This window comes from Limosilactobacillus coleohominis 101-4-CHN (assembly GCF_000161935.1).
Taxonomy (GTDB): Bacteria; Bacillota; Bacilli; order Lactobacillales; family Lactobacillaceae; genus Limosilactobacillus; species Limosilactobacillus coleohominis_A.
In genome coordinates this window covers 1-15,694 of the sequence record NZ_GG698804.1, presented here as the reverse complement: position 1 = coordinate 15,694, position 15,694 = coordinate 1, and the positions used below count along the sequence as shown (strand labels likewise).

24 protein-coding genes are annotated in these 15,694 nt (G+C 38.8%); 21 read left to right on the top strand and 3 right to left on the bottom strand.

Going from position 1 to position 15,694, the window contains the following annotated elements; genetic code table 11:
* Window positions 1–161: 161 nt before the first annotated feature.
* The 3 genes from murI to HMPREF0501_RS05155 are packed head-to-tail and all read left to right on the top strand — an operon-like array spanning window position 162 to window position 2,082.
* Window positions 162–965 carry a glutamate racemase gene (murI, locus tag HMPREF0501_RS05165; RefSeq protein WP_006916830.1) on the top strand — a complete coding sequence of 268 codons (804 nt, stop codon included), beginning with the start codon at window positions 162–164 and terminating at the stop codon, window positions 963–965.
* 2 nt (window positions 966–967) lie between these two features.
* Window positions 968–1,561, top strand: a complete 594-nt coding sequence (locus HMPREF0501_RS05160; protein WP_040455961.1) for an XTP/dITP diphosphatase — start codon at window positions 968–970, stop codon at window positions 1,559–1,561.
* Entirely contained in the window at window positions 1,561–2,082 is a 522-nt protein-coding gene (locus HMPREF0501_RS05155; protein ID WP_006916829.1) for a YfcE family phosphodiesterase, read from the top strand. Before HMPREF0501_RS05160 ends, HMPREF0501_RS05155 begins: the two co-directional genes overlap by 1 nt.
* Window positions 2,083–2,134: 52 nt before the next feature.
* On the opposite strand, the gene HMPREF0501_RS05150 is transcribed toward HMPREF0501_RS05155, so the two are convergent.
* Window positions 2,135–2,992, bottom strand: coding sequence for an HAD-IIB family hydrolase (locus HMPREF0501_RS05150; protein WP_006916828.1), 858 nt, complete (start codon window positions 2,990–2,992; stop codon window positions 2,135–2,137).
* A 12-nt stretch (window positions 2,993–3,004) separates the two neighbouring features.
* Entirely contained in the window at window positions 3,005–3,847 is an 843-nt protein-coding gene (locus tag HMPREF0501_RS05145; protein WP_006916827.1) for a mechanosensitive ion channel family protein, read from the bottom strand.
* A 151-nt stretch (window positions 3,848–3,998) separates the two neighbouring features.
* Between HMPREF0501_RS05145 and HMPREF0501_RS05140 the strand changes: the two genes are divergently transcribed.
* The 18 genes from HMPREF0501_RS05140 (at window position 3,999) to HMPREF0501_RS09365 (ending at window position 14,865) form a co-directional block, all read left to right on the top strand.
* Window positions 3,999–4,403, top strand: coding sequence for a DUF948 domain-containing protein (locus HMPREF0501_RS05140; protein ID WP_006916826.1), 405 nt, complete (start codon window positions 3,999–4,001; stop codon window positions 4,401–4,403).
* Between the two features lie 17 nt (window positions 4,404–4,420).
* Window positions 4,421–4,798 (top strand): hypothetical protein, encoded by a 378-nt coding sequence (locus tag HMPREF0501_RS05135; protein WP_006916824.1) that lies wholly within the window; start codon window positions 4,421–4,423, stop codon window positions 4,796–4,798.
* Between the two features lie 221 nt (window positions 4,799–5,019).
* The gene (gene ccpA / locus HMPREF0501_RS05130) at window positions 5,020–6,045 is read left to right on the top strand and encodes a catabolite control protein A (RefSeq protein ID WP_006916823.1); all 1,026 of its coding nucleotides are present in this window, start codon (window positions 5,020–5,022) and stop codon (window positions 6,043–6,045) included.
* Between the two features lie 10 nt (window positions 6,046–6,055).
* Window positions 6,056–6,871 (top strand): hypothetical protein, encoded by an 816-nt coding sequence (locus HMPREF0501_RS05125; RefSeq protein WP_006916822.1) that lies wholly within the window; start codon window positions 6,056–6,058, stop codon window positions 6,869–6,871.
* Between the two features lie 67 nt (window positions 6,872–6,938).
* Window positions 6,939–7,679 (top strand): YebC/PmpR family DNA-binding transcriptional regulator, encoded by a 741-nt coding sequence (locus tag HMPREF0501_RS05120; protein ID WP_006916821.1) that lies wholly within the window; start codon window positions 6,939–6,941, stop codon window positions 7,677–7,679.
* Window positions 7,680–7,799: 120 nt separating this feature from the next.
* Window positions 7,800–8,063 (top strand): hypothetical protein, encoded by a 264-nt coding sequence (locus HMPREF0501_RS09110; RefSeq protein ID WP_081443424.1) that lies wholly within the window; start codon window positions 7,800–7,802, stop codon window positions 8,061–8,063.
* Window positions 8,002–8,778, top strand: coding sequence for an ATPase, T2SS/T4P/T4SS family (locus tag HMPREF0501_RS05115; RefSeq protein ID WP_006916819.1), 777 nt, complete (start codon window positions 8,002–8,004; stop codon window positions 8,776–8,778). The genes HMPREF0501_RS09110 and HMPREF0501_RS05115 overlap by 62 nt, the downstream gene beginning before the upstream one ends.
* A complete protein-coding gene (locus HMPREF0501_RS05110; RefSeq protein ID WP_081443423.1) occupies window positions 8,696–9,763 on the top strand; it encodes a type II secretion system F family protein in 1,068 nt (355 codons plus the stop codon). The genes HMPREF0501_RS05115 and HMPREF0501_RS05110 overlap by 83 nt, the downstream gene beginning before the upstream one ends.
* Window positions 9,760–10,062: a competence type IV pilus major pilin ComGC gene (gene comGC, locus HMPREF0501_RS05105; protein ID WP_006916816.1), complete on the top strand. Its 303-nt coding sequence runs from the start codon at window positions 9,760–9,762 to the stop codon at window positions 10,060–10,062. Before HMPREF0501_RS05110 ends, comGC begins: the two co-directional genes overlap by 4 nt.
* Before the next feature lie 35 nt (window positions 10,063–10,097).
* The gene (locus HMPREF0501_RS05100; protein ID WP_204365201.1) at window positions 10,098–10,493 is read left to right on the top strand and encodes a hypothetical protein; all 396 of its coding nucleotides are present in this window, start codon (window positions 10,098–10,100) and stop codon (window positions 10,491–10,493) included.
* Window positions 10,465–10,731 carry a hypothetical protein gene (locus tag HMPREF0501_RS05095; RefSeq protein ID WP_006916814.1) on the top strand — a complete coding sequence of 89 codons (267 nt, stop codon included), beginning with the start codon at window positions 10,465–10,467 and terminating at the stop codon, window positions 10,729–10,731. Before HMPREF0501_RS05100 ends, HMPREF0501_RS05095 begins: the two co-directional genes overlap by 29 nt.
* The gene (locus tag HMPREF0501_RS05090) at window positions 10,725–11,159 is read left to right on the top strand and encodes a competence type IV pilus minor pilin ComGF (protein ID WP_040455954.1); all 435 of its coding nucleotides are present in this window, start codon (window positions 10,725–10,727) and stop codon (window positions 11,157–11,159) included. Before HMPREF0501_RS05095 ends, HMPREF0501_RS05090 begins: the two co-directional genes overlap by 7 nt.
* The gene (locus tag HMPREF0501_RS05085; protein ID WP_040455951.1) at window positions 11,128–11,403 is read left to right on the top strand and encodes a hypothetical protein; all 276 of its coding nucleotides are present in this window, start codon (window positions 11,128–11,130) and stop codon (window positions 11,401–11,403) included. Before HMPREF0501_RS05090 ends, HMPREF0501_RS05085 begins: the two co-directional genes overlap by 32 nt.
* Before the next feature lie 76 nt (window positions 11,404–11,479).
* Window positions 11,480–12,490 (top strand): class I SAM-dependent methyltransferase, encoded by a 1,011-nt coding sequence (locus HMPREF0501_RS05080; RefSeq protein ID WP_081443422.1) that lies wholly within the window; start codon window positions 11,480–11,482, stop codon window positions 12,488–12,490.
* Window positions 12,491–12,502: 12 nt separating this feature from the next.
* Window positions 12,503–13,702 (top strand): acetate/propionate family kinase, encoded by a 1,200-nt coding sequence (locus HMPREF0501_RS05075; RefSeq protein WP_006916810.1) that lies wholly within the window; start codon window positions 12,503–12,505, stop codon window positions 13,700–13,702.
* 81 nt (window positions 13,703–13,783) lie between these two features.
* Window positions 13,784–14,434: a metallophosphoesterase family protein gene (locus HMPREF0501_RS05070; RefSeq protein WP_006916809.1), complete on the top strand. Its 651-nt coding sequence runs from the start codon at window positions 13,784–13,786 to the stop codon at window positions 14,432–14,434.
* Window positions 14,409–14,564, top strand: coding sequence for a DUF1461 domain-containing protein (locus HMPREF0501_RS09370; RefSeq protein ID WP_081443421.1), 156 nt, complete (start codon window positions 14,409–14,411; stop codon window positions 14,562–14,564). Before HMPREF0501_RS05070 ends, HMPREF0501_RS09370 begins: the two co-directional genes overlap by 26 nt.
* Complete coding sequence (locus tag HMPREF0501_RS09365; RefSeq protein ID WP_081443420.1) at window positions 14,527–14,865, top strand: DUF1461 domain-containing protein; 339 nt, start codon at window positions 14,527–14,529, stop codon at window positions 14,863–14,865. Before HMPREF0501_RS09370 ends, HMPREF0501_RS09365 begins: the two co-directional genes overlap by 38 nt.
* Here the strand turns inward: HMPREF0501_RS09365 and HMPREF0501_RS05065 are convergent.
* The gene (locus HMPREF0501_RS05065; protein ID WP_006916808.1) at window positions 14,836–15,492 is read right to left on the bottom strand and encodes a VTT domain-containing protein; all 657 of its coding nucleotides are present in this window, start codon (window positions 15,490–15,492) and stop codon (window positions 14,836–14,838) included. The genes HMPREF0501_RS09365 and HMPREF0501_RS05065 overlap by 30 nt on opposite strands.
* Between the last annotated feature and the right edge of the window lie 202 nt (window positions 15,493–15,694).

Genomic DNA, 15,694 nt, shown 5'->3' with positions numbered 1-15,694 from the left:
TAAACGTAATCCTTCCATTTTCAAATCATTTATCATTATAACCAATTCATAAACAAAAGTGCACAGAATTAGTAATTCTTTTTAAATAACGATATAATAACGATATAATAAAGTTGAATATGTCATTTAATCTAATTTGTCTAATTTAAGGAGGCACTACAATGGATAATCGACCAATTGGTGTTATGGATTCTGGACTCGGTGGTTTATCGGTCATCCGCATTATTCGGGAACAATTACCAAATGAATCAATCGTTTTTGTTGGTGATCAGGGTCATTTCCCTTATGGGGTACGGACACAAGAAAATGTATGTCAACTGGCATTAAATATTGGTAGGTATTTAATGACCTATGATATTAAGATGATGATCATTGCATGCAATACCGCGACTGCGGCGTCATTACCAACTTTACAAAAAGAATTACCAATTCCAGTAATTGGTGTGATTAAGCCGGGGGCAGAAGCTGCTTTAGCGCAGCCTAAACATGCTCGGATTGGGGTGACCGCAACTGAGGGAACGATTAAGGCCGGTGCCTACCCGAAAACGATTCATGAATTAAATCCAGATGTCACGGTCATTCCAAAGGCCGCACAACCGATGGTAAGTGTGGTTGAACACAATGAGGTTGGCACACCGAAAGCACAAGAAGTTGTCAATGAGCAATTGGCGATTTTTAAAAAACAGCCAGTAGATGTCCTGGTACTGGGATGTACACACTTTCCATTCTTGGCGAAGGAAATTAGCAATTTACTGCCAGATGTGAAATTAGTTGATCCCGCACTAGAAACGGTCAAAACTGCGAAGCAAATGTTGACGGAAGCTGATCAACTAACTAGCAGTGACCAACCGGGAACGATGAAACTATATAGTACGGGTGATTTCCAGGAATTACAAACGGGTGCTGAAAAGTGGCTCCCTGGAGATCATTTTACGTGTGAGCATGTTGATATTCCGGGAGACTAATGATGAAGACAATTGTAATTGCAACGAAAAATTTGGGTAAGGCGCGTGAGTATGCTGAAATGTTAGAACCAGTTGGTATTCAAACCAGAACCCTAGCTGATTTTCCAGAATGTCCAATTAATGAAAATGGGCAGACTTTCGAGCAAAATGCTTTCATCAAGGCTCAAGCGGCGGTTAAAAAATTGGGATTGCCAGTATTAGCTGATGATTCTGGATTAATGGTTGATTTTTTACGGGGCGCACCGGGAGTTCATTCGGCGCGATATGCTGGTGATCATGATGATCTGGCTAATAATAAAAAATTATTACGTGAGTTAGCCGGTGTGGATGATTTGTATCGAACGGCACATTTTCATACCACGATTGTGGGGTTAAAACCCAATGGAGCTAAATTGGTTGCCCACGGTCGAGTTGATGGTCATATTTTACGTAACCCGCAGGGAGAGAATGGATTTGGATATGATCCTCTGTTTTATGTTGACGAACTGGGTTGTGCAATGGCGACGTTGACTGATGAACAAAAAAATGCAGTTAGTCATCGGAGACGAGCATTAACCGCATTTATGAAGGATTTTAATGATTGGTGGCGACAGTAATGAAGGTTCTTTTTGTAAGTGATAATCATGGTGATGAAGAAATCCTTCACGAGATTGTAACGCAATTTGGTGACCGGGTCGACGGTATTTTCCATTGTGGAGATTCAAATCTGGCACCATCAACGCCAGTCATGAAGAATTATGCAACCGTGATTGGTAATACTGATTGGGGATTTGATTATCCGTCAGTAATTACTCGTCAAATTGATGATCAGGTTGTGACAGTCACCCATGGACATCTTTATCAAGTTAATACGACCCTAACACCGTTGCTACTGCTCGCTCAAGAAACTAATGCTGACATTGTTGCATATGGGCATACGCATCAATTAGCAGTGACTGAACGTGATCAGCGACTTTTTATAAACCCGGGAAGCATTAGTTTTCCACGTGGTGAGTATGTTGGAATTGGTGGAACCTTTGCGGTTGTTGAAGCCACGAAAGCAAGCTTTCATGTTCAGTATTATGATCGTCATTTACAACCAGTGCCAAAATTAAAATTTACGTTTAAACGTGGTTAAGATCAAAACCGCCTCATCATTCGGTAGTCCGAGAATGATGAGGCGGTTTATTTTATTGGGCAACTTGGAGGGGCAACTTCATATCAAGAATATTCATGATGGTTGCTAAAACACCATCATCATTATTTGAAACAGCGGTCGTGTGAGCAGCTTGAAACTTAATGTGGTCAGCAGCGTTAGCCATCGCAAAGCTGTTTCGGGTCATTGACAACATACCGAGATCATTTTCGTTATCACCAAAAGTTACAATTTCGTTTGGATCTTTGATACCATAAATGTTTTGCAAAGTTTGGATGGCATTCCGTTTAGTTGCCAAGGCATTACCAATTAATTCACAGTTATAACCGGAATTTTCCATTAACAAATTGGCTGGTAGATGGTTATCTAATTTGGCGTGAATGTCATCCAAGTTTAAAGAATGGGAAAAGCAAATCGTAATTTTGGTGAAGATTTCATCTGGGAATGTTTGAAAAACGTTTAATAATGATGGGACCCGAGTGATTTTTTCGTAGTAAATTTTCATTCGGTTAAAGTCATCATCACTCATGGAAGCATCAACGTATGAACCATGAACCCCAGAAACAACTAGTTGATCAATGAAGTCAGTCAAGGAAGTTCGGTGCAGGACAAATAAAAGACTATTTAAATCATGTGGAGTAAGTGGGATGTAGTCAATTAAACGATTCCCCACGTGAGTGACTGAACCATTTTGTGAAATAAAACCTAAATGATCCTTGAATTCAAAAAAGTCACGTCGTAGTCGCGGATAACTTGAACCACTGGCGAGGACAAATTTAATTCCCCGCGCTCGCATCAGAGCGAAAGCATAAGCAAATAAGTTATGGTTATAAGAATGATGGTCGTTTAAAAATGTTCCATCCATATCCGTAACAATCATTTTCACGGTCATGGTATTCATCTCCTATTCAGCTAGATGAATGCCTCCCCGAGCAAGTGCTTTCAGGTAGGCACTCAATAATTTTGCGGTGATTTTGGCTTGATTGTTGGTTGGCATATTTACGGCAACGCGGAAAACTACTTTACCATTAACGTCGACTGGTCCAATAATTTCTGGCGTTGCCACTAGCTCGGCTTGCTCGGTCTGCATCATTTCTTGATTCTCCTTTGTTATGATTTGTTTGACTTTTTCTAAATCTGCATCCACTGGAATATTTAAGTCAATATTGACCAGGTGGGCATGACGGGAATAATTCTTAATAATATTGATAGATCGGTTAGGAATGAAATTAAGAGTTCCATCAGGGCTCAACAACTTTGTTGTGCGCAAACCAATTGCGTTTACGGTTCCTTTAATTTGATTGATCTCAACCAGGTCACCAACATCCAATTGTTCCTCTAATAAGATGAAGAAACCATTTACAACATCACTAACGAAACCTTGGGCCCCTAAACCAAGGGCAATACTGAAAATCCCTGCCCCAGCAATTAGGGTGCCTACCGGAACGCCAATAATTGACAGGACCGCATATAAGTAACAAAAGTAAGTTGTATATCGGAAAATATTCAAAGATAGCGCCCGAAAAGTGGCAGCACGTTTAAAGCCACCGAGGATTTCAATTCGCTTCGTTTGTTGAAAAATGGAGTTAATGATCCACTTACCCACCCATAAAATAATTGCGAAGACGACCGTGGCAAACACTAGTGTACTGAACTTATGAATAATGTTGTCACCAATGTGAAACCAATTGATGTCAGTAATCGTTTTTTGAAAGTGCTTGGAATAGGTTGTGAGTTGTGAATTCATTAAATTAAGTCATCCTCATCAAATAATTTTGTCACTTTTTAAAAAGTGTTTGTATTGCTAGTATCATATCAGAAAATGCGAAAAAAGCAATGGTTTGCCCGAATTTTGTATTCGTGATATCCTTTGAACAAGGAAAGTAAGGAGGAGCAAAATGACAGTTGGACAAACAGCTGCTTTAATTGCAGCAATTGCATTCTTAATTTTAGTAATCTGGATTGGCTGGTTCCTAACGAAGGTTGTCAAAAATTTAGCTAATCTTGCCAATAATGTTAATGATCTAACTAATGAACTTGATAATGTTCTAAACAATACGAATGAATTATTGACAGATGTCAATGATAAAGCAGAAATGCTTACCCCTGCAGTTCAAGCAATTGCAGATGTTGGCCAAAGTGTTTCCGATGTGAATGATGCCTCCCGTAATTTGATTGAAAAGATTAATACCAGACGGAGTCAGCGTAGTACCGTTTCCAAAGTCGTATCGAACATTAGTCAAGCGGCAGCTTTAGGCTTATTCCATCGTTTTAAAAATCGTCGTCAGCAAAGGAATAATTAATCTAGGAGGACTTTGAAATGGGTAAAAAATTTCTGACTGGGATTGCGTTTGGTAGTCTCGCAGGGCTAGCAGCTTGGGCTTCGTTAGATGATCAACAGCAAAAGCGGATCAAGGCAAAAGTTTCTGACAGTGTTTATACAGCAATGGATGTTGTAACTGACTACACCTTAAATGCATTAGATATTGCTGATGCAATGCTTCATGATTATGGTGAAGGAGCAGCTGATAAAATGAGTAATCTTAAGGCTGCAGTTAATGATCAAAAGGATAGATTTACTAATCATTTCGTTAGTGATGATTTTGATGAACAAACAGCTGACATTCGTGAGGCGTTAAAAAATGCTCATAAGGATGACAATGACGATATTATTATCGATCAGACAAGTCAAAAGTAGAAGTTGAGCGAAAAAATTTTATAACGGGTTGCAGAACTTGGTTTGACCGGGTACTGCAGCCCGTTTTAGTTTTACAATGTTTACATTGAAAACGGGCTTAAAGAGCTTGAATCATAATCTTTAGTTATAAAGTTTGAACTTTAGTAGTTTTTTTGGTATATTCTTCTGTAATGAAAAAAGATATGAAAACAAGTCATATCAAAGAAGAAAGGGCTTATATTATGGAAAAACAAACAATTACCATTTATACAGTGGCAAATGAAGCACATGTTTCAATGGCAACCGTTTCGCGAGTTGTCAACGGTAATCCAAATGTTAAACCAGATACCCGGAAGAAGGTTTTAGAAGTAATTAAGAAGCTTAATTACCGGCCAAATGCAGTGGCACGTGGTTTAGCTAGCAAAAAGACTACGACAGTGGGGGTTGTCATTCCAGACATTACTAATGATTACTTTGCAGAATTAGCACTAGGAATTGATGATATTGCTACGATGTACAAGTACAATATGATATTGACGAATTCTGACGCGGATGATAAAAAAGCCCTCCAAGTGGTCCGGAGCATGTTTGCCAAGCAAGTGGATGGAATTATCTTTATGGGTCACGACATTAGTGATGAATTACGTGAAGAATTTGAAAATTCGACAGTGCCAGTCGTAGTGGCCGGATCAGTTACTAACGATGAAGAACTCCCGGCAGTGCGAATTGACTATCAGAAAGCTACTGAGGAAGCTGTTACTCGGTTATTAAAGAAGAATCAAAAGGTGGCATTGGTAGTTGGCAGTAAGTCAAGTACCATTAATGCTCAGCAACGAATTCCAGGTTATCAAGCAGCTCTGAAGGCAGCCGGACAAAAGTATGATGAAAGCCTTGTATTTGAAGCTCATGATTCATATGATGAAGGCTACGCATTAGCTGAGAAGGTGATGAAGTCTGGTGTTACAGCAGTATTCTCTAGTGATGATGGAATTGCCGCTGGATTGCTAAATGGATTAAATGATCGGGGGGTAACAGTTCCTGATGATTTCGAAATTATTACTGGTAATGATACTAAGTTAGCAACGGTAACCCGACCAATGATGACTAGTGTGACGTTACCGCTTTATGATATTGGGGCAGTTTCAATGCGCCTGTTAACTAAGTTGATGTCGGAAGACAGAGAAACAGCAGAAGCCGACGCTGAACAAGATGAAAATAGCAATGTAATTTTGCAGCATGGTTTCGTTGATCGTCAGTCAACTAAGTAAGGTGATTCGTGTGCCGTCTCGTAAACAACTTCGTGAACTTAATCAGGGTTCGTCAGTTCAAAATAAACGTCATTGGGGAACCCGGTTGTTGGGAATTTGCGCAGTAATTGTGCTACTATTTTGCTCATTTGCACAGACCACAGTTTTGAGTGAACGATTTATGGTTAAGGAATTAACAAATTCCGGTTTGGTACGGGAAGTCCGAAATGATGTGAATGCAAGTTTGGCGGGTTACGGTATTCAAGGGGATATAATTACGACTTCCCAAACAAATCAGCTGTTAAAACAAGCCATCCGCCAAATATATCAGGACAAGCCACTTCAACTTGATACTAGTGACGTGGCAAATGCGGTTCAGAACAGTGCAGGGAATACTTTAGCAAAATACGGAGTGTCGTCTTCGTTAATTAACAATGTGCCGACTTCAGCGATTAATAATCAAGTGTCAACGATTATTAATAATCGCCTCAACGCTTCGGATGTCAAAAAATTGGAAAATGGTATCCATGTGGCACGGATTGGATCAATTATCGGCTTGGTTGTTAGCATTATAGTTTTATTGTTGATTGTTATTCGGGATGTCTTTACCAAAGCGATTATAGCAGACTTTCGATGGATAACACTTCTGAGTGGAATTCTGAGTGCGTTTGGCTTAAGCTTAATTAAACCGGAAAGGTATGCTAGTGATTATGCTTCATTTTCTGAAGTGATTAATGAGATTGGGCATGCTATTTTAAAAGTGGGCTGGCAAATGATAATGGTTGATCTTGGATTGGCGATTTTTCTTTTTATTATTGCTTTTGTTTTCCACCGGCGAAAAGCTTGAATTATACCACTTCATTTGGTAAAATCTTAATGTTTACGTATCATAAATAGAAAAGAGGAGTTAGTTCATGTCAGGACATTCAAAATGGCATAACATTCAAGGACGGAAGAACGCCCAAGATGCTAAGCGTGGTAAAATCTTTCAAAAAATTTCTCGTGACTTATACCAAGCCGCTAAAGCAGGTGACCCTGATCCCGACAACAACCCTCAATTACGTCTGGTGATGGATAAGGCACGGGCTGCAAACATGCCTAAGCAAAACATCCAACGGGCCATCGATAAGGCGACTGGTGCTGGTGGCGCTAACTTTGAGGAAACCACTTATGAAGGATACGGTCCAGGTGGGGTTGCCGTAATGGTCTTCTGCCTTACGGACAATAAGAACCGGACAGCAGCGGCAGTTCGCTCTGCATTTACTCACTCAGGTGGTTCACTTGGGGCAAGTGGTTCAGTTTCATACATGTTTAACCGTCAAGGATTAATTGAAATTCTTCGTGATGGGTTAGACAAGAGCGAAGATGATATGTTAATGGATGCTTTAGACGCTGGGGCTGACGATATGAAAGCTTCGGATGAAAAATTCCAAATCTTCACTGACCCAAGTTCAATGACCAGTGTTCGTGATGCTTTACAAGAAAAAGGTTACGATTTAGATACTGCTGAAGTTACAATGATTCCAGAAAACAAGACGGAAGTGCCAAGTGACAAGGTTGGTCAGTACCGTCATTTGATTGAGAAATTGCAAAACAATGATGACGTGGCTGATATTTATGAAGCTGGATTCATTGCGGAAGACGAAGAAGATTAGTTTAACTTAAAAAGCCCAAAAAAATCACAAAAGTCTGTCAAACTTTTATTAGTTTGGCAGACTTTTTTAATTTTTTGAAACCTTTTTGCCGTCTTTAAATATTGAGGAGGTAAACAAAAAATGATACCACAGAAATATGTTCAACGGTTATTTAATACGGTTTGTCAAAAATCGTTTACCGATATTTATTTATTATGGGCGGGAAAGCAATATCGAATTATGGGTCACTACAATAATCGGGTTGTTTTAATTGGTTACCTGAATATGGCCGATGGTCAACGAATCATGACTTACTTAAAATATCAAGTCAATATGGCAGTTAGTGAACACCGTCGACCCCCAGAGTGGTGCTTGGCGTTGGCAGTATCGAAACCAGATAATTAATATTCGGTTATCAACAGTTGGTGACTTCCGTGGCTATGAATCAATGGTATTGCGGTTTATCTATCCGTTGCAAAGTTTATCCTATCGAATGTTGAAACCAGAACAGTGGGAAAAATTAAAGCAAATGACTGCTCAAGCCGGATTGGTCCTCTTTGCGGGGCCAATAGGGTCAGGAAAGACTACAACCATGTATCGATTAGTTCGTGAGCAATATTCTCAAGCGGTTGTTTTGACAATTGAAGATCCAGTGGAGGTTGTTGAGGAGAACTTTATTCAGTTGCAAGTTAATTCAGTTGCAGGGATGGGATACCCGGAATTATTGCGTTTAGCATTGCGGCACCATCCGCAAGTTTTAATTATTGGTGAAATTCGAGATCCGACAACAACTAAAACGGCGATTGAAGCAGCGCTAAGTGGCCATGTTGTGCTAGCAACAATTCATGCCCAAAGTGCTAGTGGAGTTATCGCCCGTTTAGAGCAGTTGGGAATTGAAAAATATTATGTCCAACAGGCGGTGCATGGGGCATGTTACCAACGCTTAGTACCGTTAATAAGCCGGGATGATCAAGGAATTATTTTTGATTTGCAGACTTTTGATCAATTACAAGAGAATCAGGGAGGAAAAATTGGTGATGAATGGAAAGCAATCTTACAGGCAGCTTTTGACCAGGGCAAAATTACTCAAAAAAACCGTCAGAAATTTTGGCAAGGATAGTTGGAGTCGCACTCAACAACAGCGTTGGTTTGAAGTGTTATTGGAGTTATTAAACACTGGATTTTCTTTGCGTGAAGCAATTGAATTTTCGCTAATTTTGTATCCGCAATGGTCCAGTGTGTTACAGCCCGTCGAGCAGTCATTAGCAAGTGGTCATTCTTTTGCAAAAGCTGTTGCAGGATTAGTATCAACGGACACTTATTACTTGTTTTTACTGGCGGAACAGCATGGACAGATGACGAAAACAATTGAACATTACTGTCATTATTTAACGATGCGAAATGAACAGGTAAAAAAATTGCGTCACCTTTTAGAATATCCGTTGGTATTGTTGGCCATATTGGTGGGGATGATTGTAATGTTGACGATATTTGTATTTCCACAATTAAATCAATTCCATCAGTCAGCTTCCCATGAGGTGTGGAATATTTTAGCACCAAGTTTTGCAAGTCTTGGAGGTGGAATAATATCAATTTTGGTAATTGGATATTGGCGTTATTGTCATAGTAATCGACTTCAACAAGTTCATCAGCAATGTCATTTACCAATAATTGGGACATTGGTGCGTGATTATTATGGCTACTATATTTGTAGTAACCTAGCGCTGTTCTTGGGTGAGGGAATCTCAACCCAGGGAATTATTCAAACTTGTCACCAATTTCGTCATGATTCACTTCTTTATCAACTCAGTGATCAATTAAAAGAAATTACTAGCCGTGGTGAATCAATTACACAGCTGGTCAGTCAAATTGACTTTATTCCCGAGCAACTATCATTACTGTTTAAACAAGCATTATCAAATCAGCAGTTAAGTCAACGGGTCGCTGCGCTGGCTGATCAATTATTCAACCGGCTAATGCGGAAATGTGAACGTCGTTTAACATTTGTACAGCCGCTAATCTACCTTGTAATTGCATTCGTGATTGTGCTGCTTTATTTACGAGTAATGTTACCAATTTATCAAAACATGCAGGTGGTCCAATGAAAAAACGTCGTCAAGGATTTACGCTTTTAGAAATGTCGATTGTCTTATTTATTATTAGTTTACTGATTTTAATTATGATTCCAAATTTAACGAAACAGCGGCAAAATGCCTCGAAAATTCATCAGAGGGCAATGGTGAATGTCATTCAAACCCAGGTTGATTTATACATCAATGAAACGGGGCAAACACCGACGAACCTTCAGCAGCTATATCAAAAGCACTATCTGACCATTACGCAAGTAAAAGCTGCTAACCAGAATCGCTTAAAAATTAAAGATGGCCAGGTGATGAAGAATTGAAAAGGTTTGGTTTCACCTTTGGAGAGATAGTGATTGTGTTAGGAATCGTTAGTATGATTCTACTATTCACGATAAGATCAGCAGGAAATGGTATTTGTCAATGGCAACACCATCATTTCTGGCGTGAATTACGTCAGGAATGGCAATTTAGTCAAAGCACAGCATTAGTCAATCACCAACCAACTACGATTAATTATGATCCGATGAATCGTGAATTCGTTTTTATCTGCAATAATCATGAACGAACAATTCGGGTGCCAGAAGAGTTACGCGTCCAATCAGCGCCAGCTCGAACGATGAAAGCAAATGGATATATTCAACCAGGAACTTGGCAATTCATCGATCAGTTAAACCAACAGGAAATACTGATGCGTATTCAAATGGCGGGAGGGGGATATCGTCTTGAAAAGAAACGGCTTTTTGCTCGGTGAACATCTATTAGCATTGGGTGTTTTAATTACCGGGGTAACTTTTTTTGTCATCACTGCGCATTCGATGTTGTGTTCAAATCGGCAGTTGGAAGAGCGGTTAGTAGCGGCACGACTTTGTAAGGAATATTTGTATACAGGAAATATTGGATATCAATCAGACTATCAATTGAGACAAAAAAATGGCAGTGTTATCGTCTCTAAGGACCAACAGACCATTCTGGAGATAAAAAAGTGTTAAAGAGAAACGGTTTCACCATTTTAGAATGCATCGTCAGTCTATTAGTATTGGTAATGATTAGTAGTCTAATTCAGTTTGTGATACCAATGGCTAGTAAGTTGAACACACATTCATGGAAAGATACAACGGACTGGTATTTATTTTTGAAGCGGGTCGAAGATCCTGCCTACAAATTTCGCTTAGTAAAAGTGACGAGTAGTTGCCTAGAATTGAACAGTATAGTTAATGGGGAAAATTATTTTTTACTTGGTGGCAAGAAGGCGGTCTATCTTAAAACAATGCAGGGTGGGTATATGCCGCTTTTAGTGAATTATGAACCTTATAGTCTTACTTTCTATAAAAGCGAACCGAATAGTGTAACGGTGAGTTGCAAATTAGATAATGGAGAAGAGAAGAATGCGAAAATTAGTTTTCAACAGGAACGGTAGTGCATTATTGATGTCAATGGTGGTTTTAGGAGTTCTTTGTGGCACAATGACTGGTTACCAATATTATTTGAAGCGTCAGCGGATGATTAATATGAAACTAACGAATCAATTAATTGCGGAGAGCATGGTAAAACTGTCGACAGAGCATGATAGCCAGTTTAACTATGGATGGACGACTAAAATTTCACAAAGTAACTGGTCAGTTACGATGAAAAATGGTGAGAACATTAAAGTTATTATTTGAGCCAACTTGAATTTCTTTCTGGTAATAGGTAAACTTAAGATTGTGAATTTATCCATGAAAGGAGCGGCGGTTTGGAATGCAAAAGACACCTGAGCAGTTATTTGAACAATTTGATCACGCTACGGAGTTAATTCAGTCTGATTTAGATTGCTCGTATTTAGATGCCTATTTGGAAAATGCAGAGAATATCATTGATGGCGGTAAAGTTCGGGTCGAAGATGGTTTACCAAAACCAACAACGGTTAAGGAACTGGAAACCATTTATAAGCAACTAGATTTGCCTCATCAATCATCCGAAACGGTCCGACGGCTTCTTCAGCTTAGTTTATTGAAGGTTATTCAAAAGGATACAATTCAACCAAATTATCAGATGACGCCTGATACAATTGGAATGTTGATTGCCTACTTAATCGAACAAATTGTTGGATTAGATCAACCATCCACAATTTTAGATCCAGTTGTGGGGACCGGTAATTTATTGACGACGGTGATGAATTATCTTGCCAAGGTTAGTAAACAACCTGTTCAGGGATATGGAATTGATAATGATGAATCAATGCTCGCGGCAGCTAGTGTTAGCAGTGAACTGCAAGGCTTGCCGCTCCAATTAATCCATCAAGACGCGATTTCTAATTTAGATGTCCCACAAGTAGATTTGGCGGTTGCTGATTTGCCAATTGGTTATTACCCGTTAGATGATAATGCGAAGAATTATCAAACTAAAGCGGCGTCTGGTCATTCGTATGTTCATCACCTTTTGATTGAACATACGATGAATTACTTAGTGCCGGGTGGGTTTGCTTTCTTTGTAGTGCCGAGTGATTTATTTAAAACTAAGGAATCTGAGAATTTCGTAAAATGGATTCATTCAGTAGCATTTTTACAAGGGTTTATTAACCTTCCAACAGACATGTTTAGGAACGCCGAAGCACAAAAATCTATTTTGATTTTGCAAAATCACGGTAGTGGTGCATACCAAGCTAAACAAGTTTTATTGGGAACATTCCCGTCAATTAAGGATCAACGTGCTTTTCGTAGCTTTATGACGGAAATTAATCAATGGGTTAAGACTAGTTTGAACAGATAAGGAGATAAGAAGATGTCAAAAACAATTGCAGTTAACGCTGGTAGCTCAACAGTTAAGTTTAAGCTTTTTGATATGCCAAGCGAAAATGTTGTGGCAGAAGGATTGATTGAACGAATTGGGATGGATAAAGGCCATGCCAAAATTAAGTTTGGTGATGGTCAAGTTCATGAAGATGAGCGGAAATTTGCTGATCATGGAGAAGCAGTCCAATATTTATTAGACCAATTAATTTCTCTAAAGATTGTTCAAACATATGATGAAATTACCGCAGTTGGCCATCGCATTGTGGCTGGTGGTGAATTCTTTAAGGATTCAGCAGTGATTGATGATGACGTCATGAAGAAGATTGATGAGTTATCTGAATATGCTCCACTACATAACCCTGCTGAATTGGAAGGGATTAAGGCTTTTAAGAAGGTTTTACCGGATGCCTTTGCAGTTGCAGTATTTGATACTTCATTCCATTCAGATATGCCAAAGATGAATGCTCTATACAGTGTTCCTTATGAATGGTATGAAAAGTATGGTGCCCGTCGCTATGGTGCCCACGGTACTAGTCACCGGTATGTTGCCCAACGAGCAGCAGAAATGTTAGGCAAACCATTAGATAAACTGAAGTTAATCACTTGTCACTTAGGTGCTGGTGCTTCAATCACGGCGATTAAAAATGGAAAGTCGTTTGATACTTCGATGGGCTTTTCACCTTTAGCAGGGATTACCATGGCAACCCGTTCTGGAGATGTTGATCCATCTTTGGTCAACTTTATGGAGCATAAGCTGAACATTGATAGTGATGAGATGATTGATATTCTCAACCATAAATCTGGGCTATTGGGAATTTCAGGGGTTTCTAGTGATATGCGTGATGTTCAAGCGGTAGCAGATAAAGGAAATCAACGAGCTCAGTTAGCGTTGGATATTGACGAAAATACAGTTGTCAAATACATTGGTTCATACTTAGCAGAATTGAATGGTGCGGATGCGATTGTCTTTACTGCTGGTGTAGGTGAAAATGACAAGGAATTCCGTCAAACCATCGCGGATCGGCTTTCATTCTTTGGGGTTGGTGTTGATCCAAAGAAGAATGATGTTCGCGGAGTTGAACGTGATATTTCGAGTGATGACGCTAAAATTAAAGTTCTTCTGATCCCAACTAACGAAGAATTAATGATTGTTAAGGATATTGAACGGTTGCGAAAAGCAGCTAAATAAGCAATGATAAACGGGGCTGAGGTCAACTCAGCCTCGTTGTTGTTTATTCAAACTAACTTCAAAATAAGGAATGTGGTTAAAATGATGTATGTTGTGTCGGATACGCATTTTTTCGATGAACACTTATTAGGTATCGATAATTTTGCTCCGCGCCCATTTGATTCAGTAGATGAGATGAATAAGGCCATTATTAATAATTGGAACTCCCGAGTTACCAATGATGATATTGTTTATCATTTGGGTGATATTGCAGTTAACTATACAAAACCACCACGCGTTGGAGATCAGCAAGTGTTATCTGTTTTACGGGAACTCAATGGTCGATTAGTATTAATTAAGGGCAATCATGACCGACGTGATTTGTTTAAGTTTTTAGCTAGTCATAATTATCAAGTTGCTGGTCATCCAAAGTTTGAATTTCATGATGTGGGGAAGCTGATTAAATATAATCATCAGCAATTGTATATGACACATTATCCAATGATGATGGGGATCGCTCCTCAGATTGTAAATCTGCATGGGCATATTCATCATTACATGGTGCCAAGTGCAAATAACATTAATGTTGGAATAGATGCTCCTGAATTAGATCTACTCGATCAGCATTTACCTTTTGGGACACCCATCTTATTGCGCGAAGTTGATTACATTGCACAAAAAAAGGTAGAATTATTAAAGAATAAGCAAAATACTAGTTATTTACTTAATGAGTTTTACAAAGAAGAAGTTTGAGTTTGATCAAATACCGATGTCAACGTCGGCAATTCAACACTTTGTGGATGTCCATTACCTGACACAAGCTGGCGAATTGATAACAATGGTTTGTGGATTGTTGTTTATTGTTTTTTTTCTATTATTATGAAAAAAAGAGGTACCAGTTGTGGCGACTGGTACCTCTTTTTGAACAAGCTTTAATTTTAATTAGTGTTTTAACGTGTTTATTTCTAGCTAGTTTTCAGGATAGCTTTTTACACTTTCATGAGATTGTTTTTCAAAACAATGATTGGGTGTTTGATCCGAAAGCCGATCCAATTATATTAATTTTGACAGAGAATTACTTTATACATTATTTGTTATTTTGGTTAGCTTTAACTTTATTCTTAATATTAGTTATTATTTGGATCACTAAGCTATTAATCAATTTCTTCTTCCGTCGGAGCTAGCTTAGATTTAATTGCACCAACGACAGCCGGAATCAAGGTAACCACAATGATTGCAATGATGATTAGTGAGAAGTGTTCTTGAACGAAGGGCAGGTTACCAAAGAAGTAACCAGCACCACAACAGATGAAGACCCATGAGACACAAGCAATAAGATTGTATTTTATGAACCGGCGATATGGGAAGCCAGATCCGGCAGCTGCGAACGGAGCAAATGTTCTAATGATTGGCATATAGCGGGCAAGAATAATAGCGGGAGCACCATGGCGTTCAAAGAATCTTTCAGTTTTGTGAAGACTTTTTTGGTCAATCAGTTTGTTAAACCATTTGTGTTTGGATAAGGTTTTAGAAAGACGACGACCAATGAAAAAGTTGAGAGAGTCACCGCTGATACAAGCAATTAGAAAAGCAAGAGTAAAGATTTCAATGCTTAAGTGATACTGTGGATTTGCAGAGAGTGCCGCTGCAGCAAATAAAAGTGAGTCACCAGGGAGGAAAGGTAAAATGACTGCTCCCGTCTCAATAAAGATTACTAGAAAGAGTAATATGTAAGACCAATTACCAAATGTATTAACAATTTGAATGATATGTGCATCGATATGTAAAATAAAATCAATTAGGAATCCCATTTTTTTCTCCTTTATGTTTTAATCAGTTGTAAATTCTATCAGTACCAAATAGTAATGTGAAGAATTAGGTGATAATTTTAATAAAAGTAAATTCTTCGTAACATAAATTGTGCCAAAATAGTTATGACCTATTTGCTCTTTAGATGATATTTTCATTCGTGTTTAGCGGCGTAATTTTCAATGACAAATTAAAATCGTACAA